The sequence below is a fragment of the Pseudomonas sp. Pc102 genome, from assembly GCF_018408275.1.
Taxonomy (GTDB): Bacteria; Pseudomonadota; Gammaproteobacteria; order Pseudomonadales; family Pseudomonadaceae; genus Metapseudomonas; species Metapseudomonas tohonis.
On the sequence record NZ_AP021905.1, the window covers coordinates 2,886,239 to 2,909,791 of the forward strand.

The 23,553-nt window shown below is 68.9% G+C and carries 16 protein-coding genes and 4 pseudogenes; 13 read left to right on the plus strand and 7 right to left on the minus strand.

Going from position 1 to position 23,553, the window contains the following annotated elements; all coding sequences use genetic code 11:
- Positions 1–119: 119 nt before the first annotated feature.
- Both PHLH3_RS13555 and PHLH3_RS13560 read left to right on the plus strand, forming a co-directional pair.
- Positions 120–1,742, plus strand: a complete 1,623-nt coding sequence (locus tag PHLH3_RS13555) for an NADP-dependent glyceraldehyde-3-phosphate dehydrogenase (RefSeq protein WP_213629836.1) — start codon at positions 120–122, stop codon at positions 1,740–1,742.
- Positions 1,742–2,143 (plus strand): DUF4952 domain-containing protein, encoded by a 402-nt coding sequence (locus PHLH3_RS13560; protein WP_213629838.1) that lies wholly within the window; start codon positions 1,742–1,744, stop codon positions 2,141–2,143. Before PHLH3_RS13555 ends, PHLH3_RS13560 begins: the two co-directional genes overlap by 1 nt.
- A gap of 518 nt (positions 2,144–2,661) precedes the next feature.
- On the opposite strand, the pseudogene cra reads toward PHLH3_RS13560, so the two are convergent.
- Positions 2,662–3,650: pseudogene (gene cra, locus PHLH3_RS13565) on the minus strand (catabolite repressor/activator).
- 229 nt (positions 3,651–3,879) lie between these two features.
- Here cra and ptsP point away from each other — a divergent pair.
- The 5 genes from ptsP (at position 3,880) to PHLH3_RS13590 (ending at position 10,759) form a co-directional block, all read left to right on the plus strand.
- The gene (gene ptsP, locus PHLH3_RS13570; protein WP_213629840.1) at positions 3,880–6,741 is read left to right on the plus strand and encodes a phosphoenolpyruvate--protein phosphotransferase; all 2,862 of its coding nucleotides are present in this window, start codon (positions 3,880–3,882) and stop codon (positions 6,739–6,741) included.
- Complete coding sequence (gene pfkB, locus PHLH3_RS13575; RefSeq protein ID WP_213629842.1) at positions 6,741–7,697, plus strand: 1-phosphofructokinase; 957 nt, start codon at positions 6,741–6,743, stop codon at positions 7,695–7,697. The genes ptsP and pfkB overlap by 1 nt, the downstream gene beginning before the upstream one ends.
- Positions 7,694–9,421 (plus strand): PTS fructose-like transporter subunit IIB, encoded by a 1,728-nt coding sequence (locus PHLH3_RS13580; protein WP_213629844.1) that lies wholly within the window; start codon positions 7,694–7,696, stop codon positions 9,419–9,421. Before pfkB ends, PHLH3_RS13580 begins: the two co-directional genes overlap by 4 nt.
- A 100-nt stretch (positions 9,422–9,521) precedes the next feature.
- Complete coding sequence (locus PHLH3_RS13585) at positions 9,522–10,340, plus strand: shikimate 5-dehydrogenase (protein WP_213629846.1); 819 nt, start codon at positions 9,522–9,524, stop codon at positions 10,338–10,340.
- Between the two features lie 23 nt (positions 10,341–10,363).
- Positions 10,364–10,759 (plus strand): GFA family protein, encoded by a 396-nt coding sequence (locus tag PHLH3_RS13590; protein WP_213629848.1) that lies wholly within the window; start codon positions 10,364–10,366, stop codon positions 10,757–10,759.
- A 400-nt stretch (positions 10,760–11,159) separates the two neighbouring features.
- Here PHLH3_RS13590 and PHLH3_RS13595 read toward each other — a convergent pair whose 3' ends face one another.
- Positions 11,160–12,059, minus strand: coding sequence for a hypothetical protein (locus PHLH3_RS13595; RefSeq protein ID WP_213629850.1), 900 nt, complete (start codon positions 12,057–12,059; stop codon positions 11,160–11,162).
- A 210-nt stretch (positions 12,060–12,269) separates the two neighbouring features.
- Between PHLH3_RS13595 and PHLH3_RS13600 the strand changes: the two genes are divergently transcribed.
- Positions 12,270–13,493: a hypothetical protein gene (locus tag PHLH3_RS13600; protein WP_213629852.1), complete on the plus strand. Its 1,224-nt coding sequence runs from the start codon at positions 12,270–12,272 to the stop codon at positions 13,491–13,493.
- Between the two features lie 559 nt (positions 13,494–14,052).
- Positions 14,053–14,211, plus strand: a complete 159-nt coding sequence (locus tag PHLH3_RS30385; protein ID WP_244863032.1) for a hypothetical protein — start codon at positions 14,053–14,055, stop codon at positions 14,209–14,211.
- Between the two features lie 5 nt (positions 14,212–14,216).
- Here PHLH3_RS30385 and PHLH3_RS13610 read toward each other — a convergent pair whose 3' ends face one another.
- The 5 genes and pseudogenes from PHLH3_RS13610 to PHLH3_RS13625 form a co-directional block, all read right to left on the minus strand.
- Complete coding sequence (locus tag PHLH3_RS13610) at positions 14,217–14,684, minus strand: hypothetical protein (RefSeq protein WP_213629854.1); 468 nt, start codon at positions 14,682–14,684, stop codon at positions 14,217–14,219.
- A 76-nt stretch (positions 14,685–14,760) separates the two neighbouring features.
- The gene (locus tag PHLH3_RS13615; protein ID WP_213629855.1) at positions 14,761–15,396 is read right to left on the minus strand and encodes a DUF2931 family protein; all 636 of its coding nucleotides are present in this window, start codon (positions 15,394–15,396) and stop codon (positions 14,761–14,763) included.
- A 90-nt stretch (positions 15,397–15,486) separates the two neighbouring features.
- Positions 15,487–15,774: a DUF2931 family protein gene (locus PHLH3_RS30800; protein ID WP_348529845.1), complete on the minus strand. Its 288-nt coding sequence runs from the start codon at positions 15,772–15,774 to the stop codon at positions 15,487–15,489.
- Positions 15,732–16,115: pseudogene (locus PHLH3_RS30805) on the minus strand (DUF2931 family protein); the annotation flags it as partial. The gene PHLH3_RS30800 and the pseudogene PHLH3_RS30805, both read right to left, overlap by 43 nt.
- The gene (locus tag PHLH3_RS13625) at positions 16,112–17,968 is read right to left on the minus strand and encodes a DUF2235 domain-containing protein (RefSeq protein WP_213629857.1); all 1,857 of its coding nucleotides are present in this window, start codon (positions 17,966–17,968) and stop codon (positions 16,112–16,114) included. The gene PHLH3_RS13625 and the pseudogene PHLH3_RS30805, both read right to left, overlap by 4 nt.
- A gap of 394 nt (positions 17,969–18,362) precedes the next feature.
- Between PHLH3_RS13625 and PHLH3_RS13630 the strand changes: the two genes are divergently transcribed.
- The 4 genes and pseudogenes from PHLH3_RS13630 (at position 18,363) to PHLH3_RS13645 (ending at position 22,996) form a co-directional block, all read left to right on the plus strand.
- Positions 18,363–19,067: an ABC transporter ATP-binding protein gene (locus PHLH3_RS13630; protein ID WP_111260006.1), complete on the plus strand. Its 705-nt coding sequence runs from the start codon at positions 18,363–18,365 to the stop codon at positions 19,065–19,067.
- Between the two features lie 5 nt (positions 19,068–19,072).
- Positions 19,073–20,275, plus strand: coding sequence for an ABC transporter permease (locus PHLH3_RS13635; RefSeq protein WP_244863068.1), 1,203 nt, complete (start codon positions 19,073–19,075; stop codon positions 20,273–20,275).
- Positions 20,268–21,754 (plus strand): annotated as a pseudogene (locus PHLH3_RS13640) (TolC family protein). Before PHLH3_RS13635 ends, PHLH3_RS13640 begins: the two are co-directional and overlap by 8 nt.
- Positions 21,744–22,996, plus strand: a pseudogene (locus tag PHLH3_RS13645) (HlyD family efflux transporter periplasmic adaptor subunit). The pseudogenes PHLH3_RS13640 and PHLH3_RS13645 overlap by 11 nt, the downstream one beginning before the upstream one ends.
- Positions 22,997–23,553: the final 557 nt, after the last annotated feature.

Sequence of the window (23,553 nt, forward strand, 5' to 3'; positions counted from 1 at the left end):
CCCGCGAACGCGGGAACCTACTGAACGAGCAGAACCCACCGAGCGGGCCACAACCCACTGAAAAGCACAGTGCAGCGACGCCCCCAACAAGCAACACAGACCCCAGCGAGGATCGCCCCATGTCCCGTTTCGCCCCCGAAGCCCTGTTCCCCCACGCCGATGACATCCCCGAAGCCTGGCGCCTCGGTGCGCCGGTGGAGCAGCGCGAATACCTGGTGGACGGCGAGTTGCGTCGCTGGGACGGCCCGCTGGCCACGGTGCGCAGCCCGATCTTCCTCAAGGGCGAGCGGGGCGAGGAGCAGGTCATCCTCGGCAGCACGCCGCTGCTGGATGCCGATGCCGCGCTGCAGGCGCTCGACGCCGCCGTGCGCGCCTACGACAACGGCCAGGGCGCCTGGCCCAACCTGCGCGTCGGCGAGCGTATCCAGCATGTCGAGGCGTTTTTGGCGCGCATGCGCGAGCGCCGCCACGAGGTGGTGCGCCTGCTGATGTGGGAGATCGGCAAGAACCTGAAGGATTCCGAGAAGGAGTTCGACCGCACCTGCGACTACATGGTCGACACCATCAACGCGCTGAAGGAACTCGACCGCCGCTCCAGCCGCTTCGAACTGGAGCAGGGCACCCTCGGGCAGATCCGCCGCGTGCCCCTGGGCGTGGCGCTGTGCATGGGCCCCTACAACTACCCGCTGAACGAGACCTTCACCACGCTGATCCCGGCGCTGATCATGGGCAACACCGTGGTCTTCAAGCCGGCCAAGTTCGGCGTGCTGCTCATGCGCCCGCTGCTGGAGGCCTTCCGCGACAGCTTCCCGGCCGGCGTCATCAACATCATCTACGGCCGTGGCCGCGAGACCGTCAGTGCGCTGATGGCCAGCGGCAAGGTCGACGTCTTCGCCTTCATCGGCACCAACAAGGGCGCCAGCGACCTGAAGAAGCTGCACCCGCGCCCGCACCGCCTGCGCGCCGCCCTGGGGCTGGACGCCAAGAACCCCGGCATCGTCCTGCCGCAGGTGGACCTGGACAACGCCGTCAACGAGGCCGTCACCGGTGCGCTCTCGTTCAACGGCCAGCGCTGCACCGCGCTGAAGATCCTCTTCGTCCACGAAGACGTGCTCGAACCCTTCCTCGCGCGCTTCAGCGCCAAGCTCGCCGCGCTCAAGCCGGGCATGCCCTGGGAAGACGGCGTGGCGCTGACGCCGCTGCCCGAGCCGGGCAAGGTGGACTACCTCGCCACCCTGCTGCAGGACGCCACCGCCAAGGGCGCCCAGGTGGTCAACGACGGCGGCGGCCAGAGCCGCGAGAGCTTCTTCTACCCGGCGCTGCTGTGCCCGGTGAGCCCGGACATGCGCATCTACCAGGAAGAGCAGTTCGGCCCGCTGGTGCCGGTGGTGCCCTACCGCGATGTGCAGACCGCCATCGACTACGTGCTGGATTCCGACTACGGCCAGCAGTTGTCCATCTTCGGCAACGACCCCGCCGAAGTCGGCCGCCTGGTGGACGCCTTCGCCAACCAGGTGGGGCGCATCAACATCAACGCCCAGTGCCAGCGCGGGCCGGACACCTTCCCCTTCAACGGGCGCAAGAACTCAGCCGAAGGCACCCTGTCCGTGCACGACGCGCTGCGCACCTTCTCCATCCGCACCCTGGTGGCCACGCGCTTCCAGGAAGACAACAAGACGCTGATCAGCGAGATCATCCGCAACCGCGAATCCAGCTTCATCAGCACCGACTACATCTTCTGATGCGCCTGGCACCCATTCTCGCGCTGCTGTTCCTGGCCGGCACCGCACACGCGGCGGAGCCGGCCTGCGGCGACTTCCTCGAACAGCTCGGGGTCGAGTCGCCCGGGCTGCACTTCGAGGGCTGCAAATTGGAGGAGGGCGGCCAGTTGCGCCAACTGGTGGCCGAGTACCAGGTGCCCGGCCCCGAGGCCCATGGCGTGGAAAAGCTGCTGCACCAGCGCTTTGGCCTGCAGCCGCTGCGCTTCATGTGCTGCGGCTGGGACACCTCGCCCGCCTACGCGCCCCATGCCAGTGGCCGGCCCTACGAGATCCACATGAACTCCGGCGAAACCCTGGAAAAGGACTGGGCGCGCATCGACCGCTTCCATGTCAGCGTCACCCTCTACCTGGAAGACCCGTGATCCCGGGGGCTGCTACGCGCCAAGTAGGGTGGATGACGCTCTTTTCATCCACCGGCGGTGTGGCCGGGGAGCGCGGAGTTGGGGCAGACCTGCGGCCTGCTTGGCGACTGAAGTCGCCCCTACGTCGCCCCTACGGTGTGGTGCCACAGTGGGCGGTTTCTTGTGAGAGCGAATTCATTCGCGATGGTGCGTCTGGCCAACCGCAGCCACGCACCGGCTGCGGGTCTTCGCCGCTGAAGCCGCTCCCACAAGGAGAGCCCGCTGCGATGCCAACCTCCGGAGCGGGTCCGGGCGTAGGGCGGATGACGCTCTTTTCATCCGCCAGGCGATGTGGCCGGGGAGCGCGGAGTTGGGGCAGACCTGCGGCCTGCTTGGCGACTGAAGTCGCCCCTACAAGGTCGTGCCAGCGGGTGTCTTTTGTGGGAGCGAATTCATTCGCGATTGTCTCCGCCCCAGGCTGCGGCAATCGCGGCGGGGCGGGTGAACCCGCGAAACACGCCGGTAACGCGATGCCCCTCTCAACCCCCGCGCCGCACCTGCAACCGTCGCGGTATCGCCAGCACCCCCGGGCGGTAATCCCCGGCAATCGCCTGCAATGCACGCTCCAGCACCTGCTCGGCGATCAGCTCGTGCTGCTGGCGCATGGAGTTCACCGGCAGCGGCAGGAAGTCCAGCAACTGGGTGTCGCCGAAGGTGCCGAGCTGCAGGTGCTGCGGCCAGGCGCCGTGCTCGCGCAGCACATCCAGCACGCCGGCCAGCAGCACGTAGGCGGTGGTCACCAGCGCATCCGGCAGGCGGCCCTGGCGTTCCAGCAGCTCCTGCATCATGCGCCGCCCGCACTCACGGCTGAATTCGGCGCCGCACTGCACGAGTGTCTCGCCGCCAAAGCCCGCCAGCGCGGCTCGGAAGCCCGCCTCGCGGTCGCGGCTGATGGGCAGCTCCGGCCGCGCGCCGAGCAGCGCCACCTGGCGCGGCAGCGGGTTCAGCAGGCTGCGGGTGAGCAAATGGGCGGCCTGGTGGTCATCGCTCACCACCGAGCAGAAGCGCGCCGGGTCCAGCTCGCGATCGACGGCGATCACCGGCAGCCCGGCGTCCAGCAACGCGCCGAGGCCCGGGTCCTGTGGCGGCAGGCAGCTGGCGACCACCAGTGCGTCGCAGCGCCGCGCGCTGAAGAGCTCCAGCAACTGGCGCTCGCTCTGCGGCTCGTCGTCGGAGCTGGCGATCAGCAACTGGTAGCCCCGCGCCCGCGCCTGCTGCTCCAGCAACTTGGCCAGGCGGGCGTAGCTGGGGTTCTCCAGGTCCGGAAGGATGAAGGCCAGGGTGCGGGTCTGCCCGCGCCGCAGCCCGGCCGCGTGGGGGTCGGGCCGGTAGCCGTGGGCCTCGACCACCGCGCGTACCCGCTCGACGGTGGCGGGGAGATGCGCTTTTCCTCGGCCTTGCCGTTGACCACGTAGCTGGCCGTGGTGACCGAGACGCCGGCCAGCCGGGCGATGTCGCTGAGTTTCAAATGCCGATTCCTTGTTCCTGTGCCTGCATGGGGGCAAGGCGTGCGATTCATCGCATGGGCTTCAAGCCGCGAAGAATATCGAGTAACGTGCCGCCAGTTTAGTGAAACGATTCAGCAAGTGCTTTGTCCAGATAGTCGCGGGCCCTCTGCCAGGGTTCGGACAGCGCCTAAGCTGAAGATTCATCGCACAACGACAAAAGGGCCCCAAGGCCCGTGTGGAGGAAACGGCATGCTCGAACTCACCCCGGCATTGGTGTCCATGGGCCTGGCGGCGACGGACAAGGCCGCCGCCCTGCAATTGGTGGCCGGCCGCCTGGTGGGGGATGGGCTCGCCGGCGAGGGCTACCTGGCCGCGCTGCAAGCGCGTGAAGCGCAGGGCTCGACCTACCTCGGCCAGGGCCTGGCCATTCCCCACGGCACCCCGGAAACCCGTCACCTGGTCCACGCCACCGGCGTGCGCCTGCTGCACTTTCCGGACGGGGTGGACTGGGGCGACGGCCAGCGCGTCTACCTGGCCATCGGCATCGCCGCGAAATCCGACGAGCACCTGCGCTTGCTGCAACTGCTGACCCGCGCCCTGGGCGAAGGCGACCTGGGGGACGCCCTGCGCCGCGCCGAATCCGCCGACGCCATCATCGCGCTGCTCCAGGGCGGCCCTGGCGAGCTGGCGCTGGACGAGCAACTGGTGGCGCTGGGCAGCACCGCCGAAGACTTCGACGAACTGGCCCTGGAAGGCGCGCGCCTGCTGCGCCGCGCCGGCTGTGTCGACAAGGGGTACGCCAACCAGCTGTTGCAGGGCGAGGCGCTGCCCCTGGGCGAAGGCCTCTGGTGGCTGGACAGCGACCAGGCGGTGAGCCGCCCCGGGCTCGCCTTCGTCGCCCCGCGCACGCCCCTGCGCCATGAGGGCCAGCCGCTGGCCGGGCTGTTCTGCCTCGCCAGCCGGGGCGATGCCCACGTGGCGCTGCTGGAGCGTCTCTGTGCGCTGCTGATCGAAGGCCGTGGCGCCGAACTGGCCCGTGCCGCCGATCGCCGCCGGGTGCTGGAGACCCTGGCGGGCGACGCCACGGCCGACTGGCCGAGCCTGCGCGTGCCCCTGGCCAACGCCCACGGCCTGCACGCCCGCCCGGCCAAGGAGCTGGCGCAACTGGCCAAGGGGTTCGCCGGGGACATCCGCGTGCGCGTCGCCGACAGCGGGCTGCCGGCGGTCAGCGCGCGCAGCCTGAGCAAGCTGCTGGGCCTGGGCATCCGTCGGGGCCAGGTGCTGGAGCTGCTGGCCGAACCGGGCATCGCCGCCGAAGCCCTGCCGGTGCTGCGCCAGGCGGTGGAGCAGGGCCTGGGCGAGGAGGTGGAGCCCCTGGCGGACGGCGCCCCGGAACAGCCCGAAGCCGAGTCGCCGGAAGCCGCCCCCGCCGCACCGGCGCCCGGCAGCCTGCTCAACGCCGTACCGGCCTCGCCGGGCATCGCCATCGGCCCGGCCCACGTGCGGGTGGCGCGGACCTTCGACTACCCCGCCCGTGGCGAGACGCCTGCCAGCGAGCGCAAGCACCTGCATCAGGCACTGGCCCAGGTGCGCGCGGAGATCGAGGCGCTGGTGCAGCGCAGCGAGGTGAAGGCCATCCGCGAAATCTTCGTCACCCACCTTGAAATGCTCGCCGATCCGGCCCTGGGCGAAGAGGTGGAGGCCCGGCTGCAGCGTGGCGAAAGCGCTGCCGCCGCCTGGGCGGGCGTGATCGCCACCGCCGCCGCGCAGCAGGAATCCCTGCAGGACGCGCTGCTGGCCGAGCGTGCCGCCGACCTGCGCGACGTCGGCCGCCGCGTGCTCGCCAAGCTCTGCGGCGTCGTGGAGCAGGCCGAGCCCGAACGCCCCTACGTGCTGGTGCTGGACGAGATGGCGCCCTCCGACGTCGCGCGGCTGGACCGTACCCGCGTGGCCGGCATCCTCACCGCGCGCGGCGGCGCCACCTCCCACAGCGCCATCGTCGCCCGCGCCCTGGGCATTCCCGCCCTGGTCGGCGCCGGGGCCGTGGTGCTGGCCCTGGAGCCGGGCACGCCGCTGCTGCTCGACGGCGGCCGTGGGCGCCTGGTGGTGGCGCCCGAACAGGCGTTGCTGGAGCGCGCCCGTGCCGAGCACCAGGACCGCGAGCGCCTGCTGCGCGAGGCCGAGGCGCACAAGCTGGAGCCGGCACGGACCCGTGACGGCCACAGCGTCGAGGTCTGCGCCAACCTGGGCGACGCCGCCGGCGCCGTGGCGGCAGTGGAGCAAGGCGCCGAGGGCGTCGGCCTGCTGCGCACCGAGTTCATCTTCATGGCCCATTCCCAGGCGCCCGATCTGGCGACCCAGGAGGCCGACTACCGCAAGGTGTTCGACGCCCTCGACGGCCGCCCGCTGGTGGCGCGCACCCTCGATGTGGGCGGCGACAAGCCCTTGCCCTATTGGCCCATCGCCCACGAGGAGAACCCCTTCCTCGGCCTGCGTGGCGTGCGCCTGACCCTGCAGCGGCCGAAGGTGATGGAGACCCAGCTGCGCGCCCTGATGCGGGCCTCCGAGGGCCGGCCGCTGCGCATCATGTTCCCCATGGTCGGCAGCGTCGGCGAGTGGCGCCAGGCCCGAGACATGGCCCTGCGCCTGGCCGAGGAGATCCCCCAGGCCGACCTGCAGCTGGGGATCATGGTCGAGGTGCCGTCCGCCGCGTTGCTGGCGCCGGTGCTGGCGCGCGAGGTGGACTTCTTCAGCATCGGCACCAACGACCTCACCCAGTACGCCCTGGCCATCGACCGTGGCCATCCCACGCTTTCGGCCCAGGCGGATGGCCTGCACCCGGCCGTGCTGCAACTGATCGAACTCACCGTGCGCGCCGCCCATGCGCGCGGCAAATGGGTGGGCGTGTGCGGCGAACTGGCCGCCGACCCGCTGGCGGTGCCGCTGCTGGTGGGGCTGGGGGTGGACGAGCTCAGCGTTTCGGCACGCAGCGTGCCCGAGGTCAAGGCGCGCATCCGTGAACTCAGCCTGGCCGACGCCCAGGAACTGGCTGGCGTGGCGCTGGCGGCGGAAAGCGCCGAAGCGGTACGGGCCCTGGCGGAGAAATTCTGATGGCGCGCATCCTCACGCTCACCCTCAACCCGGCGCTGGACCTCACCCTGCGGCTGCCGCGCCTGGAACCCGGCGCGGTGAATCGCGGCCAGGCGCTGGTCAGCCACGCCGCCGGCAAGGGCCTCAACGTCGCCCAGGTGCTGGCCGACCTGGGCCATGCGCTCAGCGTCAGCGGCTTCCTGGGTGCCGGCAATGCCCAGCCCTTCGAGGCGCTGTTCGCCCGGCGCGGTTTCCACGATGCCTTCGTCCGCGTCGAGGGCGAGACCCGCAGCAACCTCAAGCTGGCCGAGGACGATGGCCGCATCACCGACATCAACGGCCCCGGCCCGGAGGTGGACGCCGCGGCAAGGGACGAACTGCTGCGCCGCCTCGACGCCCTGGTGCCCGGCCACGACCTGGTGGTGGTGGCCGGCAGCCTGCCACGGGGCGTGGACGCCGACTGGTTCGCCGCGCTGCTGCGGCGCCTGCATGGGCTGGGCGCCCGGGTGGCGCTGGACAGCAGCGGCGCGGCCCTGCGCGCGGGGCTCGCCACCGCGCCCTGGCTGGTCAAGCCCAATGTCGAGGAACTGGCCGAAGCCTGCGGCCAGCCCATCGACGAGCTGGCCGAGCAGGCCGAGCAGGCGGCGCGCCTGCGGGCTTCCGGCATCGAGCACCTGGTGCTGTCCATGGGCGCCGAGGGTGTGCGCTGGTTCGCCGGTGCCCAGGCGTTGCAGGCGCGCCCGCCCAGGGTGCAGGTGGCCAGTACCGTGGGCGCGGGTGATTCGCTGCTGGCCGGCATGGTCCACGGCCTGCTGGCCGGTTGGCCCGCCGAGCGCACCCTGGCCCACGCCACCGCCATCGCCGCCCAGGCGGTGACCCAGATCGGCTTCGGCATCCATGACCGGGCGCAGCTGGCGTCGCTGGAAAGCGGCGTCGTCGTGCAACCCGCAGAAGAACAACACGAGGTTCCCCGATGAGATTCGTCCTTGTCACCGCCTGCCCCAACGGCGCGGTCAGCAGCCTGATCAGCGCGCGCCTGCTGGAGGCCGCCGCGCGCCGCCTGGGCTGGACGCCCCAGGTGGAAATGCCCGGCGGCGAAACCGTGCCCGCCGAAGCGCTGGCGGCTGCCGACTGGGTGCTGGTGGTGAAGACCGGCCCGCTGGACCTCTCGCGTTTCGCCGGCAAGCGCCTGTACCTGGCGACACCGGCCGAGGCCCTGCACGAGCCGCAGGCCTTCCTCCAGCGCGCCGAGCGTGACGCACAGGTGCAGGACACCGCGCCGGCACCCGCCGCAGCGGCCGTGGCGGGCGAGCGGCCGCGCCTGGTGGCGGTCACCGCCTGCCCGACCGGCGTCGCCCACACCTTCATGGCCGCCGAGGCGCTGAAGCAGGCCGCTGCGCGCCTGGGCATGGAACTGCAGGTGGAGACCCAGGGCTCGGTGGGCGCCCGCGACCCGCTGTCGGCCGAGGCCATCGCCGCTGCCGACGTGGTGCTGCTGGCCACCGACATCGAGGTGGACACCGCCCGCTTCGCCGGCAAGCGCGTCTACCGCTGCGGCACCGGCGTCGCCCTCAAGCAGGCCGACGCCACCCTGCGCAAGGCCCTGGCCGATGCCCAGGTGCGGCAGGCCGGCAAGCCCGGCAGCACCCAGGCCGAGGGCCAGGGCGAGGCCAAGGGGGTCTACAAGCACCTGCTTACCGGCGTGTCCTTCATGCTGCCGATGGTGGTGGCGGGCGGCCTGCTGATCGCCCTGTCCTTCGTCTTCGGCATCGAGGCCTTCAAGGAGCAGGGCACCCTGGCCGCCGCGCTGATGCAGATCGGCGGCGACACCGCGTTCAAGCTGATGGTGCCGCTGCTCGCCGGCTACATCGCCTATTCCATCGCCGACCGCCCGGGCCTGGCGCCGGGGATGATCGGCGGGCTGCTGGCCGCCACCCTGGGCGCGGGCTTCATCGGCGGCATAGTCGCGGGCTTCCTCGCCGGTTACTCGGCCAAGGCCATCAGCCGCTGGGTCAGGCTGCCGCAGAGCCTGGAGGCGCTCAAACCCATCCTCATCATCCCGCTGCTGGCCAGCCTGGTCACCGGCCTGGTGATGATCTACGTGGTCGGCAAGCCGGTGGCCGGCATGCTCGCCGCGCTGACCCAGTTCCTCGACGGCATGGGCAGCACCAACGCCATCCTCCTCGGCGTGCTGCTGGGCGGGATGATGTGCGTCGACCTCGGCGGGCCGATCAACAAGGCCGCCTATGCCTTCTCCGTCGGCCTGCTGGCCTCGCAGAGCTACGCCCCCATGGCCGCGACCATGGCCGCCGGCATGGTGCCGCCCATCGGTCTGGGCATCGCCTGCCTGCTGGCCCGGCGCAAGTTCGCCCAGAGCGAGCGCGAGGCCGGCAAGGCCGCGCTGGTGCTGGGGCTGTGCTTCATCTCCGAGGGCGCCATCCCCTTCGCCGCCAAGGACCCGCTGCGGGTGATCCCCGCCAGCATCGCCGGCGGCGCGCTCACCGGTGCGCTGTCGATGTACTTCGGCTGCAAGCTCATGGCGCCCCACGGCGGGCTGTTCGTCATGCTCATCCCCAATGCCATCAACCATGTGCTCGCCTACCTGCTGGCCATCGTCGCCGGCAGCCTGGTCACCGGCGTGCTCTATGCCGTGCTCAAGCGCGGCGATGCCCAGGAGTTAGTGCCTTCGCAGGCTGGGTAGAGCGGAGCGAAACCCATGGGGGCGTGCCGCGCATCCGATGGGTTTCGCCGGGCTCTACCCCTCCTGCGGACTCCTCCACCTTCACCCACGGAGCCACGCAATGCCCCGCACCCTGAACAAGGAAACCCGCCTGTGCATGTCGCTGTCGGGCCGCCCCGGCAACTTCGGCACGCGCTTCCACAATTCGCTCTACGAGCAGCTGGGCCTGGACTACGTCTACAAGGCCTTCACCACCACCGACCTGCCGGCGGCCATCGGCGGCATCCGCGCGCTGGGCATCCGGGGTTGCGCGGTGTCGATGCCGTTCAAGGAAGCCTGCATCCCCCACCTCGATGAGCTGGATGCCTCGGCGGCGGTGATCCAGTCGGTCAACACCCTCGTCAACGACGAAGGCCACCTCAAGGGCTACAACACCGATTACCTGGCGGTGGCCAGCCTGCTGCGCAGCCACGGCGTCGACCCGCAGTCGGATTTCGCCCTGCGCGGCAGCGGCGGAATGGGCAAGGCGGTGGCCTTCGCCCTGCGTGACAGCGGCTTCACCCAGGGCACCCTGGTGGCACGCAACGAGGTACGCGGCAGCGCCCTGGCCGCCACCTGTGGTTTCGCCTGGCAGGCGGAGCAGGGCGGGTTGCGCCCGCGGCTGCTGGTGAACGTCACCCCCATCGGCATGGACGGCGGCCCCGAAGCCGGGCAACTGGCCTTCGACGAGGCCACCATCGAGGCCGCCGAGGTGATCTTCGACGTGGTCGCCATCCCCGTGGAGACTCCGCTGATCCGCGCCGCCCGTGCCCTCGGCAAGCGGGTGATCACCGGCGGCGAAGTCATCGTGTTGCAAGCGGTGGAGCAATTCGTGCTCTATACCGGCATCCGCCCCGACGCCGAGCAGATCGCCCAAGCGGCGGCCTTCGCGCGCAGCTGAGGGCATCCTCCAGGAGCACACCGATGATCAAGCAGGTAGGCGACACCCCGATCCTTCCCCTTCACCGCGCCAGCTGCCACTGCGGCGCGGTGGTGCTGGAACTGACCCTGCCCGACGGGCTGGTGAGCCCGCGCCGGTGCGACTGTTCCCTGTGCCGGCGCAAGGGCGCCATCGTCGCCAGCGTGCCGCTCGCCGGGCTGCGTGTGGTACAGGGCGCCGAACTGCTTAGCCTCTACCAGTTCAACACCCGCACCGCGCGGCACTACTTCTGCTCGCGCTGCGGCATCCACACCCACCACCAGCGCCGTTCCAGCCCGGACCAGTACGGCTTCAACGTCGGCTGCCTGGACGGGGTCAACCCCTTCGACCTGGGCGAGGTGCCCACCAGCGACGGCGTCAATCACCCGGCCGATCGCTGAACGGGACCGTCAGCTGTGCCGGCGACGATTCGAGCTGAGAGGACTCGGCAGGATGAGCTCGTGCCGTAGGGTGTGCCGTGCGCACCTCCGCTCGGTGCTTCCGGCGAGTCCCAGGTGCGCGCAGCACACCCTACGTCCGAAGTAAGGGGTGGCTTCACACCCCGAGGTTGGGTTGTGCCGCTTCCAGAATGCCCAAAGCGAAGCCACTTTCCCCAAACGCGGGTGTCAGCATCGTGATGCGACTCCGCCCCACGTACAAAACACAAAGGCCGCTGTCCTCCCGGAGCAGCGGCCTTTTCGTTTTCATCCCGGCTCAGGTGAGCAGCGCGATGAGGATGATGATCGGGATCGGTACACCCAGGAACCAGAGCAGCAGCGAACGCATGGTCGTTCTCCTCGTTCAGCGAAGGGGGGCGGTGCGGTGGTAGGCGAGGCCGTCGGTCACCGTGTCGCGGCTGCGACCGCCACGGGTGGCGGCGAAGCTGGCGGTGAAGGCGCCGATGAGCAGGGCGACGAACATCCACAGCGAGGCATGGATGCCGGCCTTGCGGGCCGCATCGGCGGCCTGGCGGGCGTCGTTCACGGCCTGCTGAGCCATGGCGTGGACCTGTTCGACGCGGGTCTGGGCTTCGGCCTGGGTCAGGTTGGTGCGCTGGGCCACCAGGCGCACCAGGTAGTCGTGGTCCTCGGGGCTCAGCTGGCCACCGTCTGCCAGGCTGCGCACGAAGATGCGCGACACCACGCCGTGGGCGGCATCGTCGACGGTGGGGGCCGGCCGGTCGTCACGGAACAGCGTGTCGATGTAGTAGCCGTAGGGGTTCTGTGCATCGTCGCTGGCGCCGGGCGCGGTTCCGGCGCTGGCACCGGCGGCGATCGCCGCACCGGCCTGCACGCCACCGCCCACCAGGTTGCCGACGGTGCCCACCAGCAGCGCGGCGGTCACCAGCGTGGCGACGGCCCAGGCGAGGAAGCCATGGGCGGTGTCGCGGAAGAACACCTCGTCGCCGTGCAGGCGGCTCCAGCGCAGCCTCAGGCGCCCGGCGAGGTAACCGCCGAGGCCGGCGGCCGCCAGCTGGGTGAAGGCCAGCCAGGCGATGCCGGCGAAGCCCAGCCCCTCGGCACCTATGCCCTCGTGTTGCCAGGGCGAGATGGCCGCGAAGCCGAGGCCCAAGCCCAGCAGCACGAGGATCAGGGACAGCGCGGCGGCGGCCGCCGCGCCAGCGAATACCGCGCTCCAGGAAACGCCGGAGGCGTCGTTGACTTCCAGGGCGGTTGCGTAGGCATCAGAAGTGGTGTTCATCGTCGTGTCCTTGTTCGGGAAGGCTCAACGCCGTGACCGCCAGGGGCGACGGTCACCGTGCCTTATTTGCCGGCACTCATGGAATTGGGTGCCGGACGGCGGGCAAAGGTTCAGGGATTATCTTGCCGGCTCGACGTGCACCGGCGTGCTGGTGCGGCGGCATTGGCTCCTCTAAAGTTCGGCGACGCGTTTTCATCGTTTGGTATCGCCATGGGATTTCTGGATTTCCTCTTCAACCGCAAGCCCTCCCCGGATGACTTCGCCGTGCTCTTCGAGTCCGCTGCGCGCAAGGCCGGCTTCAAGGGCGAACTGACCTATCGCCCCCGGGAATTCCGCCTGGTGTATGGCGACAGCGCCTTCTTCAACCTGCACAACGCCTACCGTGAATACTGCGGGCAGCGCGGTGCCAAGCGCCGGCAGGCGTTGCAGAGCTACATCACGGCGCTGTGCGAGAACCAGCGCAGCCTGGCGCTGCCGCTGGACGAGGCGCGGCCGCTGCTGCTGCCGGTGGTGCGCAGCCGCGGAATGATCGAGGACCTGCGCCTGCACCACCTGCGCACCGAGGGCAACGACCTCGAATTCGATCCGGTCTACCTGCCCATGGGCGACGACGCCGTGGTGCTGCTGGCCATCGACCACCCCGAATCCACCGCCACCCTGGTGCAGGGCCCCGACAAGAGCTGGGGCATCACCCTCGAAGAGGGGATGGCCATCGCCCTGACCAACCTGCGCGACAGCACTGGCGACGCCTTCGTCGAGGTGGTGCCAGGGCTGTTCCGGGGCAACTGGAACGACAGCTACGACATCAGCCGCATCCTCCTGCCCGATGTGCTCGAGCGCCTGCCGCTCAAGGGCCGGCCGCTGTTCATGGTGCCCAGCCGCGAGACCCTGCTGGTGACCGGCGACCGTGACGGCCACGGCCTCGCGGCGATGGTCGAGCTGAGCCTGGAGGCCGCGACCGAGGGCCGCGCGATCTCCTCCGGGCTGTACTGCTACCAGGACGGCAAGGTGGCGCCCTACACCGTGCACAACCCGCTGCTGCAAGCCCGGCTGGAGCGTATGCGCCGTCTCGCCACCAAGGCCGAGTACGACACCCAGAAGCACGCGCTGGACCTGATCCACGAAGAGAACAGCACCGACATCTTCGTCGCCACCTACCAGCTGTATGCCGTCCAGGAAGACCCGGACATGCTGTTCTCCATCGCCAGCTGGACCGAGGGCGTGGACAGCCTGCTGCCCCGCGTCGACCGCCTGGTGCTGGTGCGCCCCAACGAAGACTGCAGCGACGCCGAGACCCGCGCCGTTTCCTGGGAGCAGGCCATGGCGCTGCTGGGTGATCTGCTCGAAGAAGCCCCCGGCTTCTACCCGCCGCGCTACCGCACCCTGGGCTTCCCCGAACCCAGCCGTGCCGAGCTGCTGGACGAGCTGGGCTAGCCGGCTTCCCGGGCCGAAGCACGGGCTACCGGTAGGTTGGCGCCGAGCTCGCGAGGCCCAACGCTGCTGGGCTCGATGGGGCACCGCTGCTACAAGGGCTTCTCCTTATGGAAAACGCCTACAAGGCAACGCCGTTGCGGGCCTACAAGGGGCTTGGATAGGGTTCCGCCGCTGCTTTCCACAGAAAGCAGTCGGGTGTGGAAGCCCGGTATCAGAAACAATGACCCATGCCATAGCGACGCCTGGCGTCGGCAGTCTATGGCGGACCGTGTGAGTGGGCTCGCGCCCAGCCGGTTTTGGGTCGTTTTCCCGGTACTTCCACCTCGCACGGTCCGCCACCCTTCATGCAGTGGGTGGCGGCTCTATCACAGGATGGATGGAGTACTGCCATGAACCTTCCCGAGATCACCCCTCGCATCTTCCTGCGTCACCAGCGTCAACTGCGCGCCTTCCTGATGGGCCACGAAGCCTGGTTTTCCACCCGCGACCTGCGCCGCCTGCTCACACCGATATCAACCGCCGGACCCTGTTCCGCCTCTGCGACGACCAGCACCGCCGTGTGCGCCTGCGCACCGCCAACGGCTGGTTCGAGGAGGAATCGGTGGTGAGCGAATCCGGCCTGCACGACCTGCTCAGCGTCTACTGCTTCCACCCGGAGAACCGCATGCTGCGGCGTTGGGTCAGCCAGGAGGTGGTGGCGGTGCTGCGCATCGGTTGAGGGGGTCAGAACAGCGTTCGCAGCCGGTGTCCCCTGGGCGCACCACAGCCACCGTAGTTGCACAGGATGCTGTTGCCCGCCTCGGTGGGCAGCAGCTGCACATTGGCCTCGACGTCGAAGGCGATTCGGTAGCGGCTTGCAGCCTGGTCGGACAGCGGCACCATGAGCTGCGCGCGGCCGCAGTCGCCGGCGTCGACGGCCAGGTCCCACTGGCCGTAGGGAAGCTGGAAAGCGGCCGACTCTGCCGTCTCCAGCTGCACGGCGAGCTTGCCATTGATGTAGACGCTGGCCAGGCATTTGCGCCCCCACCAGGCATCGTCGCGGTTGACGATCAGGTACTGGCTCGGCTCGGCGGGTACCCCCTGATAGGCGAACAGCCGCTCCGGCGGAACCGGCCACGTCTGGTTGGCGGGGATCTGCTTGCTTTGGCAAGCGGTGAGCGACAGGCAGCAGAGCAGCAGGAGAGGGCGCATGGTTCATCCTTGAATGGGGAGTGCCGGGCGTGAATATATACGGCGGCCAGGCGCCGGAGAAATGGATCGCTAAGCGCTACCAGGATTCATAAGGGATGCCGTGCTGCTTGATATAGGCCGCCGATTCAGGCTCAAGCGCGGGCCAGGCGTACTGTCCATTGGTTTCGCCTTGGGACGGCCCCAGTGGTTCGACCTTGGCCTGGTAGCGCCCGATCTCGATATTCGACAGGCATGGCCCACCCACCCAGGCCTTTGCGATGCCACCGGGGGCCATGCCGATGGAGATGTCGAAGCGATACTGGTTATCTCGCCATTGCTTTCGTCCCGAGCAGTAAGCCCGTTGTGGCTTGAGCATCTCGTCGCGCACCCACTGAGGGATATCGATGCGCAGCTTGTAGGTCTGGGGTTCCACCAGGGACTGCCAGCGCACGAACAGGGTTTCGGGCAAGTCGACATTGCTGACCGGCATCATCTTCCCACCACCGTCGTACCAGCCGGGCGTCTTGTCGTTGTAGGCCACTACACCGCCGTGGATATCGAAGTACGCATAACCACGGCGATCGATGACATCCACGCTTTCCACCCAGACCTCCATGAAGCGGGGTGCGCCTATCCCGACATACCAGTAGTCATAGGGCAGCCTCGGCCGGTTGGAGCCTGCCGCGCAACCGGCCAGGGCAAGGATGAAAAGGGCCAGCAACAGGCGCTTCATTGCGGGTACCCCGCTTGCGGTTTGTTGTCGAGGATGAAGCGGGCGTCGGGGAGCCGGTCTGCCAGCCCGCCCCCTGCCCAGGCGTGGCGATTACCAGGATTCATAAGGGATGCCGTGCTGCTCGATATAGGCCTGCGCGGCCCCAGTAGGAGGGCGGTAGTAGCGCCCATTGGAGTGGCCCTCGTAGGGGCCCCTCGTATCGACCTTGGCCTGGTAGCGCCCGATCTCGATATTCGACAGGCATGGCCCACCCACCCAGGCCTTGGCGATGCCACCGGGGCCATGCCGATGGAGACAATCTTGCGGTAGTCGGTCTCCCAGCTTTTGGAGCCCTGGCAGTAGGTGCGCTGCGGCTGGAGCATCTCGTCGCGTACCCATTGCGGGATATCGATGCGCAGCTTGTAGGTCTGGGGTTCCACTAGGGACTGCCAGCGCACGAACAGCGTTTCGGGCAAGTCGACATTGGATGCCTGCTTCATGGCACCGCCGCCGTTGTGCCAGCCAACCGGGTTGCCGGTGTAGCTGACGACTCCACCGTGGATATGGAAGTACGCCAGTCCTCGGCGATCGATGACATCCACGCTTTCCACCCAGACCTCCATGAATCGTGGCGCGGCAAGACCGACGTACCAGTAGTCATAGGGCAGCCTCGGCTGGCCGGAGCCTGCCGCGCAACCGGCCAGGGCAAGGATGATAAGGGCCAGCAACAGGCGCTTCATTGCGGGTACCCCGCTTGCGGTTTGTTGTTGAAGACCAGCCGCTGGTTGGGCGCGGGTTTGCTGATCAGCAGCCCCTTGCTCGGTGTCCAGTGGGCGGACAGGTGGATATAGCGTGCCCGCAGGTGGCGCAGGTCGTCGGGGCTCAGCTGGGATGGGGCACCTTGTACATAGGCGAGGATTTTCTCGGCAATGGGGGCAAGGTCATCCGGAATGGCGAACTCCGGTGTTGAGGGCAGGGATTTGAACGGCACCCCATGCTTCACCCCCAGCTCACGCATGGCGCGCAAGGCCACCCGCGATAACTCGCCACGCACCTTTCGCTGTAGCACGACACCGACCAGGGCTTGCAGGCCGGTTCGCTCCTGATCGGCGTGGGCGCCCTGGACCGGCCAGGCGTTGATCCGGATTTCGCCATCGCCGGGCAGGCCGAGGGACTGGAGGCGGCTGGCTTCGTGCTGGGCCTCCAGCCACGCCGGGGTGGCGTCCAGCGGTTGGCCGGGGCGTTCCCTTGCCAGGCGCGGTTGGGAGGCCAGCAGGCGCTCTTCCATCAGCGGCGGGTAGCCGCCACCGATATCCGAATGGACGCCTGGCAGGCTGATCTCCTGGTGATGCGGGGCCACGCTGTTGAGCGCGAAGTTCCAGCGCCGCTCGGAGCCTGCCACCAACTGGACTACCTTGCGCGCACACCCGGGTGGGAGATAGAGGTTGATGCCGGGGTTGTCGGCGTTGGCCGGGCTCCAGTCGCCCCGCAGCGGGTCGACCGTGGCCGCCACGGTATCGAACAGGCCGATGAAGTTGAGGCGGGTATCGCGCTGCCAGTCGAAGCTTCTGGCCAGGCCGAACCGGCCGGCCCGGAGTACCTCGGCCAGCAGGCCTCCATCGGGTTTGAGCACTTCGTTGGCGAAGTGCCGAGCCGCCGCCGCGCCGCGACTGAAACCGAAGAGGTCGAACTCCAGCGCCCGGATCTGGATGCCTGGATTGGTTTTATCAAAGCGATCCAGCTGATCGGCAATCAGCCCTGGGCTCTGTGCCACCCGATGCAGGATGCCGGTATCGCCCCGCCCGCTGGCCTGGGCCGGCAGTAGGGAGTCCGAGCCGCCGCTAGTGGTGCCGATGCCTTCCAGGTACACCGGGACGTAGCCGGTATCGGCTTCTGGCCCCAGGCGTATGGTCGTGTTGTCCTGATACAGCCTGCTCAGATGCGCCACATTGCTCGGCGCATTGCCGTAGCTGTTGTCAGGCACTTTGCGGAAGAAACCGCCCTCGTCCGGGTCGCGGTAACCGTAGCGGGCGCAGTGGCTGATGAGGGCGCTCAGTGCTTGTTCGTCGAACTGCTGGCGATCTTCGCGCCTGCACTGTTCGGTGAGCGCCGAGTTGGCCTGGTTGTTTCCGGTGCCATCGAAGAACAGGCCCAGGCGCAGCGTGATGCCGATGTCCTCTTTCTTCTCTTCCTCGCTTTTCAGCCCATGTCCTTGCAGGTCGCTCCTGGCGGGCTCAGGCGTGCTTGTGGCGCGCGTTGTGGCAAATGGTGCCGCGGTGCCTCCAGGTGTCGAGCCAGAGGAGGTGGCGCTCCGATTGGAGTTGTACGTTGCGCTGGATAGCGAGTGGATCAGAAGCGAGCCGCAGGGGCAGCTGCTGGCGCTGTCCAGCGTACCTGCCATCTTTCGTCCTCGGCTGAGCATGTGAGCGATGCCGCCGACGATCAGGTAGACCTTGCCATCCTTGCCACAGGTGACACGGTCGCCCTCCCGGGCGTGGACGACGCCGCGCCATTTGACCTGGTTGTCGCCCTCCAGAACCGTTCCCCCACAGGTGGTTTTGTCGCCTGCGCGAATGAAATGCCCAATAGCCATGTCGATCCCCCATCCCCTGTCGTTGAGCGGAGCCCGCGCGCCTGGAGCGCCCGGCCGTGAACCGCGCCAGCAGCCCGCAATCAGGGCAGGGGCGCGAGGTCTCAAGGCTCGGGATGTGGCAAGGGAAAGGAAATCGGAAAGGGCTGAAGGTGGGGTGTGTCCTGTCCGTAAAGGCTCAACGCATCCGGCCGGGCCTGGAAGGCACGCAATGCGCTGAAGGGTTGGCTGTCACGCGGCGTGGGGCGAGTGAGACCCTTCGCCAAACTAAAGATTGGCTATACCTGCTGTGGGTTCCTGGCCTTACTGGCGGGTGTTAATTATCTGACTCACGGCTTCCCGATTTCGGGGCTGGGTATCGGTCCGCTAAAGGATGCAGGTCAGCGGAAACATGGACATGTTGAACAACAATAACGAGCGGCTCATCCGCCTGCGGGACATAGACAAGCGCTATCGGCTCGCCGAGCAGGAGCTGCGCATCCTCGGCGGCGTCTCCCTGGAGATCGCCCGGGGCGAGAGCTGCGCCATTCTTGGCAGTTCCGGCTCGGGCAAGAGCACGCTGCTGAACATTCTCGGCCTGCTGGACCTGCCCACCAGCGGCTTCTACCACCTCGCCGGGCACGATGTATTCACGGCCAGCCCGGATGACCTGGCGGCGCTGCGCAACCGCCTCATCGGCTTCGTCTTCCAGAGCTTCAACCTGCTGCCCCGGCTCAGCGCGCTGGACAATGTCGCGCTGCCGCTCAGCTACCGCGGCGTGGCCCTGCGCGAGTCCCGCGAGCGGGCTCACGCCATGCTCGAACGGGTGGGGCTCGCGGCCCGCGCCGGGCACTTGCCGGCGGACCTTTCCGGCGGCCAGCGGCAGCGCGTGGCCATCGCCCGCGCGCTGGTGGGCGAGCCGGCGCTGATCCTCGCCGACGAGCCCACCGGCAACCTCGACGCCGCCACCGCCGAAGACATCATGCAGCTGCTGCTGGAGCTCAACCGCGCCAGCGGCGTGACCCTGGTGATCGTCACCCACGACCCCGGCATCGCCGCGCGGCTGGAACGGCGCATCCGCGTGCGCGAGGGCAGGGTGGTGGACGAGGCGGTCCCGGCATGACGCTGCTGGACGCCGCTCCGGCCCCCTCGCTGTCGCAGCTGCTGCACGAGGCGCTGGGCAGCCTGCGCAACCTCGGGCGGCGCTCGTTGCTGGCGCTGCTGGGGATCGTCATGGGCAGTTGCTCGGTCATCGCCTTGCTGAACATCGGGCAGAACGCCGCCGACCAGGCCATGAGCGTGTTCCGCGAGATGGGCACCGAGGCGGTGGTGGTGCAGCTGCCTTCGTCCCCCCGGGGCGCCGATGGCCTGCCGTTGGCGCTGGACGGCCGTACGCTGGAGGCGGACGTACCCGGCATCGAGCACGCCAGCCCGCTGGTGCTCTACAGCAGCCAGGTGGTGTTCCACGGGCGCACCCGCAACCTGGCGCTGGTCGGCGCCGATGCGTCGCTGGGCGAGGCCGCGCGGTTGCGGGTGGCGCAGGGACGCTACCTGTCGGTTTTCGATGCCCGCCAGACTTTCGTTGTGGTCGGTGCCGAAGCGGCCCTGGCGCTGGGGGTTGCCGGTGATCCGCTGGAGGTGGGCGACAGCCTGCGCATCGACGACTACCAGTTCCAGGTGATCGGCATCCTCAAGCCCCAGGGCGCGGGCGGCATCATCCCCTTCACTGCCGATGAGTCGCTGTTCCTGCCGTTGGCGGGGATGGCGCGGGTCAACCCGGCGCCGAACATCGGCACGCTGATCGCGCGGGTGGTGCCCGGGCGGGACGTGCCCAGCACCGGCGAGCGGCTGCTGCAGCGGATCAATCGCGAGATCGCCGGCGAACAGAAGGGCACGCTGCAGGTGGCCCAGCAGATGATCGATGCCATGCAGCAGCAGACCCGCACCTTCACCTACCTGCTGGCGGCCCTGGGCGGCATCTCCCTGGTGGGCGGCGGGGTGGGGGTGATGAACGTGATGCTGATGAACGTCAGCGAGCGACGCCGCGAGATCGGAGTGCGCATGGCGCTCGGCGCGCGGCGGCGGGACATCCGCAACCTGTTTCTGGTGGAGGCGGTGGCGCTGACCGCCGCCGGCGCGGTATCCGGGGCGCTGCTCGGCGTGGCCGCCGCCTGGGGCTACGCGCGTATCTCCGGCTGGGAGTTCGCCATGGCGGCCTCGGCGTTGCCGTTGGGCATGGGCAGCACGCTGCTGGTGGGGCTGTTCTTTGGCCTGTACCCGGCCATCTCGGCGGCGCGCCTGCAACCGGTGGAGGCGTTGCGCGATGCCTAGTCGCCTGCTCGCCGTGCTTCTCCTGGCCCTGGTCCTGCCCGCCCAGGCCAAGCCCTGGGGCGAAGAGCGCATGGACCCTTCCGCGCCGACCATGGGGCGCCAGGGCAATGGCCCGTTGCTCAGCGAGCAGATGGCCGACCTGACGCTGCTGGACGCCGTGTTCCTCGGCCTGCGCAACAACCGCAGCATCCAGAGCGGCTACCTGCGGCGCATCGCCGAGAAGTTCGACCTGCGCGTCGCCGAGGACGTCTTCAATCCCAAGCTCTACATCACCGGCAGCTACCGGGCCAACCGCAACCACCAGGACCGCTACCGCGATGGCCGCATCGGCCCGACGGCCACCCTGCTGAACGAGTACGGCACGCAACTCGCGCTGGGCTGGAGCACGGGCTACAACGACGCCGACCGGGCCGGGCGCCAGCGCAACGATGGCGTCGACCTGAGCATCATCCAGCCCCTGCTGCGCGGCGCCGGGCGCGAGGTGAACACCGCGCCGGTGCGCCTGGCCCAGCTGTCGGAGCAGGCCAACCGGCTCAACCTGAAGTCCAGCGTGTCGCAGACGGTGACCGCCATCATCAGCGCCTACCGCAACCTGCTGCGCGCCCAGGAGCAGCAGCGCATCGCCCGTGCCGCGCTGGAGCGCACCCAGCAACTGGTCTCGGTCAACCGCTCGATGATCGAGGCCGGGCGCATGGCCGAGTTCGAGATCGTGCAGACCGAGGCCGACCTCGCCACCCAGGAGCTGAGCGTGGAGGAGGCCGCCAACCAGCTGGACTCCGCGCGCCTGGAGCTGCTGCGCCTGCTGGCCCTGGACCTGTCCTCGCAGGTGCGCGCCAGCGACGCCCTGGAAGCCGAGCGCATCGAGGTCAACCGTGAGCAGGCGGTGCGGCTGGCCGAGCAGCAGCAACCGGACTACCTGCGCCAGCTGATCAACCGCCAGCAGGCGGACATCAACCTGGTGGTGGCGAAGAACCAGCGGCTCTGGGACCTGTCCCTGGAAGTGGGGGCAGCCAGACGCGGGACCGCTACGACTACCCGCACACCAGCGGCAGCGACCGTTCCTGGGACAGCTACGCCGGGGTTCGCGTGGACATCCCCATCGGCGACCTGACGCGGCGCCAGGGCGAGGTGCAGGCACGGGTCAACGTCGAGGACCAGGAGCTGCAGGTGGCCGACGCGCGGCAGGCGCTGGAGCGCAACGTCACCGACGTGGTGCGGGACGTGGGCACGCGCTGGCGCCAGCTGGAGATCGCCAACCGTGCGCTGGAGCTGTCGCGGCGCAAGCTGGACATCGAGCGCGACAAGCTCAACGCCGGGCGCTCCAGCAACTTCCAGGTGCTCAGCTTCGAGAGTGACCTGCGCAACGCCGAGAACGCCCGCCTCAATGCGCTGATCGCCTACCTCGAGGCGCAGACGCAACTGGACCTGGCCCTGGGCATGACGCTCGACAGATGGGACATCTCGCTCAATGACTACTGACCGTTCCCCGCTGGCCCGTCGCGGCCTGCTGCTCGCCGTCGCCGTGCTGGTCATCGCCGGCATCACCTGGGGCCTGCGCGAGGCGCCCGGGGCGGCGCCGGCGGCCATGCACTGGCAGCGTGTGGACCCGGCGCCGCTGGAGCACAGCATCGGCCTGGTGGGGCGCATCGAACCGGACAGGACCCTGGCGCTGGGTGCGCCTTTTGCCGGCATCGTGGCCGAATCCCTGGTGGAGCCGGGGCAGCGGGTCCAGGCCGGGCAACTGCTGCTGCGCATGGACGCGGCCGAGACCGAGGTGCAGCAGCGCGACGCGCTGTCGGCCCTGCTCAAGGCGCGGCGCGCAGTGCAGGAGCTCAAGGACTGGGAAAGCGGCGAGGAGATGTCCCGCGCGCGGCGGACCCTGCGCAGCGCCCAGCTGGCCCTGGCCAGCACCGAGAAGAAGCTCGGCCAGACCCGCGCGTTGTTCGAGCGCGGCATCATCCCGCGCAACGAGCTGGAGGACCTGGAGCAGCAGGCGCGCCTGCAGCGCATGGACCTGAGCGCCGCGGAGCGCGACCTGGCCCGCTCCCAGGCGCGTGGTAGCGGCGAGTACCTGCAGATCGCCGAGATGGAGCTGGCCAACGCGAAGGTCAAGCACGACGCGCTGCGCAAGCTGCTGGAGGCACGGGAGATCAAGGCGCCCTTCGCCGGCATCGTGGTGCCGGCCCCGGGGCTGAGCCTGGATGACGCCGCGCGCGGGCCGGTGCAGGCCGGCTCCCAGGTGACCCAGGGCGCGCCGCTGTTCGGCCTGGCCAGCATCGAGCGTCTGAAGATCGTGGCACGGGTTTCCGAACTGGACGTCAACCAGCTGCGCGAAGGCATGGCGGTGGACGTGCAGGGCGACGGCTTCGAGGGCGAGGCGCTGCACGGGACCGTCAGCGTGGTGGGCGGCCAGGCGCTGCCGAGCACGCAGGGTGGCGCGCAGTTCGAAGTGATGGTCGCCATCCCCGATCTCAACGAGGAGCAGATGCGCCGTGTACGGCTGGGCATGAGCGCACGCCTGTCGATCCTCGCCTACCGCAACGAATCCGCCATGGTCGTGCCCCCGGCGCCCTGCGCAGCGTGGACGGGCGCTGGCTGCTGGACTACCGCCCCAGCCTGGAACAGCCCGCGCGGGAAGTGCAGGTCCGCACCGGCCGTGCGACGCCGGCGGGTGTCGAGGTATTCGGCCTGGAGCCAGGGTTCGTCGGCATCTCCGGCTGAGCCTCCGCGTTTCGCATCCCCCGCCGGGTATCCCCCGGCCTACGCTGATCCCTCCGCAATCCCCGTAGGTTGGCGCCGAGTGCAGCGAAGCCCAACGCCATGGGGCCCGCTGAGACGCCGATGCGTTGGGCTTGGTGCTTCGGCCCATCGGCTTTCTGCTTCCAATTCGCACGATCGCGCGTACTACCGGGCTTTCTGCCCGCAGATTCGCCGTGGATGGGCGCGGATTCATTTTTCGAACAATCAATTCATGCACCAGAACGATGCGCGGAGAGGAGGGGTGTCCGTTATGGAAACACCCGTCAAGGCCCGAGTTGTCGGGACAGTCAGCTATATGGCGCACGGCCTTTGACGCAGGTGTGTAGGAAGTTCACGTTTTTGCGGCTCCGCTGGCAGGCTCTGGGGCGGGGGTGCCCAACCTTTTGCTAGGTATGAAATGCGGTCCAGCGACCTAATCTCGTTCCCGGCGCTACCCACTGGGAAGTCACCCACGAACGGCACGAGCCCGGGTCCCACAGGTAGATCGCCCACGAGTAACAACCCCTGGCGAGTCGGTA

Excerpts from the sequence above, each read along its gene's own strand:
- PHLH3_RS13585 (WP_213629846.1), top strand. The coding sequence starts at position 9,522 with ATGCCCCGCACCCTGAACAAGGAAACCCGCCTGTGCATGTCGCTGTCG.
- PHLH3_RS13560 (WP_213629838.1), top strand. The coding sequence starts at position 1,742 with ATGCGCCTGGCACCCATTCTCGCGCTGCTGTTCCTGGCCGGCACCGCA.
- pfkB (WP_213629842.1), top strand. The coding sequence starts at position 6,741 with ATGGCGCGCATCCTCACGCTCACCCTCAACCCGGCGCTGGACCTCACC.
- PHLH3_RS13630 (WP_111260006.1), top strand. The coding sequence starts at position 18,363 with ATGTTGAACAACAATAACGAGCGGCTCATCCGCCTGCGGGACATAGAC.
- PHLH3_RS13600 (WP_213629852.1), top strand. The coding sequence starts at position 12,270 with ATGGGATTTCTGGATTTCCTCTTCAACCGCAAGCCCTCCCCGGATGAC.
- PHLH3_RS13580 (WP_213629844.1), top strand. The coding sequence starts at position 7,694 with ATGAGATTCGTCCTTGTCACCGCCTGCCCCAACGGCGCGGTCAGCAGC.
- PHLH3_RS30800 (WP_348529845.1), bottom strand. The coding sequence starts at position 15,774 with ATGGGTACGCGACGAGATGCTCCAGCCGCAGCGCACCTACTGCCAGGG.
- PHLH3_RS13610 (WP_213629854.1), bottom strand. The coding sequence starts at position 14,684 with ATGCGCCCTCTCCTGCTGCTCTGCTGCCTGTCGCTCACCGCTTGCCAA.
- ptsP (WP_213629840.1), top strand. The coding sequence starts at position 3,880 with ATGCTCGAACTCACCCCGGCATTGGTGTCCATGGGCCTGGCGGCGACG.
- PHLH3_RS13555 (WP_213629836.1), top strand. The coding sequence starts at position 120 with ATGTCCCGTTTCGCCCCCGAAGCCCTGTTCCCCCACGCCGATGACATC.
- PHLH3_RS13625 (WP_213629857.1), bottom strand. The coding sequence starts at position 17,968 with ATGGCTATTGGGCATTTCATTCGCGCAGGCGACAAAACCACCTGTGGG.
- PHLH3_RS13590 (WP_213629848.1), top strand. The coding sequence starts at position 10,364 with ATGATCAAGCAGGTAGGCGACACCCCGATCCTTCCCCTTCACCGCGCC.
- PHLH3_RS13615 (WP_213629855.1), bottom strand. The coding sequence starts at position 15,396 with ATGAAGCGCCTGTTGCTGGCCCTTTTCATCCTTGCCCTGGCCGGTTGC.
- PHLH3_RS13595 (WP_213629850.1), bottom strand. The coding sequence starts at position 12,059 with ATGAACACCACTTCTGATGCCTACGCAACCGCCCTGGAAGTCAACGAC.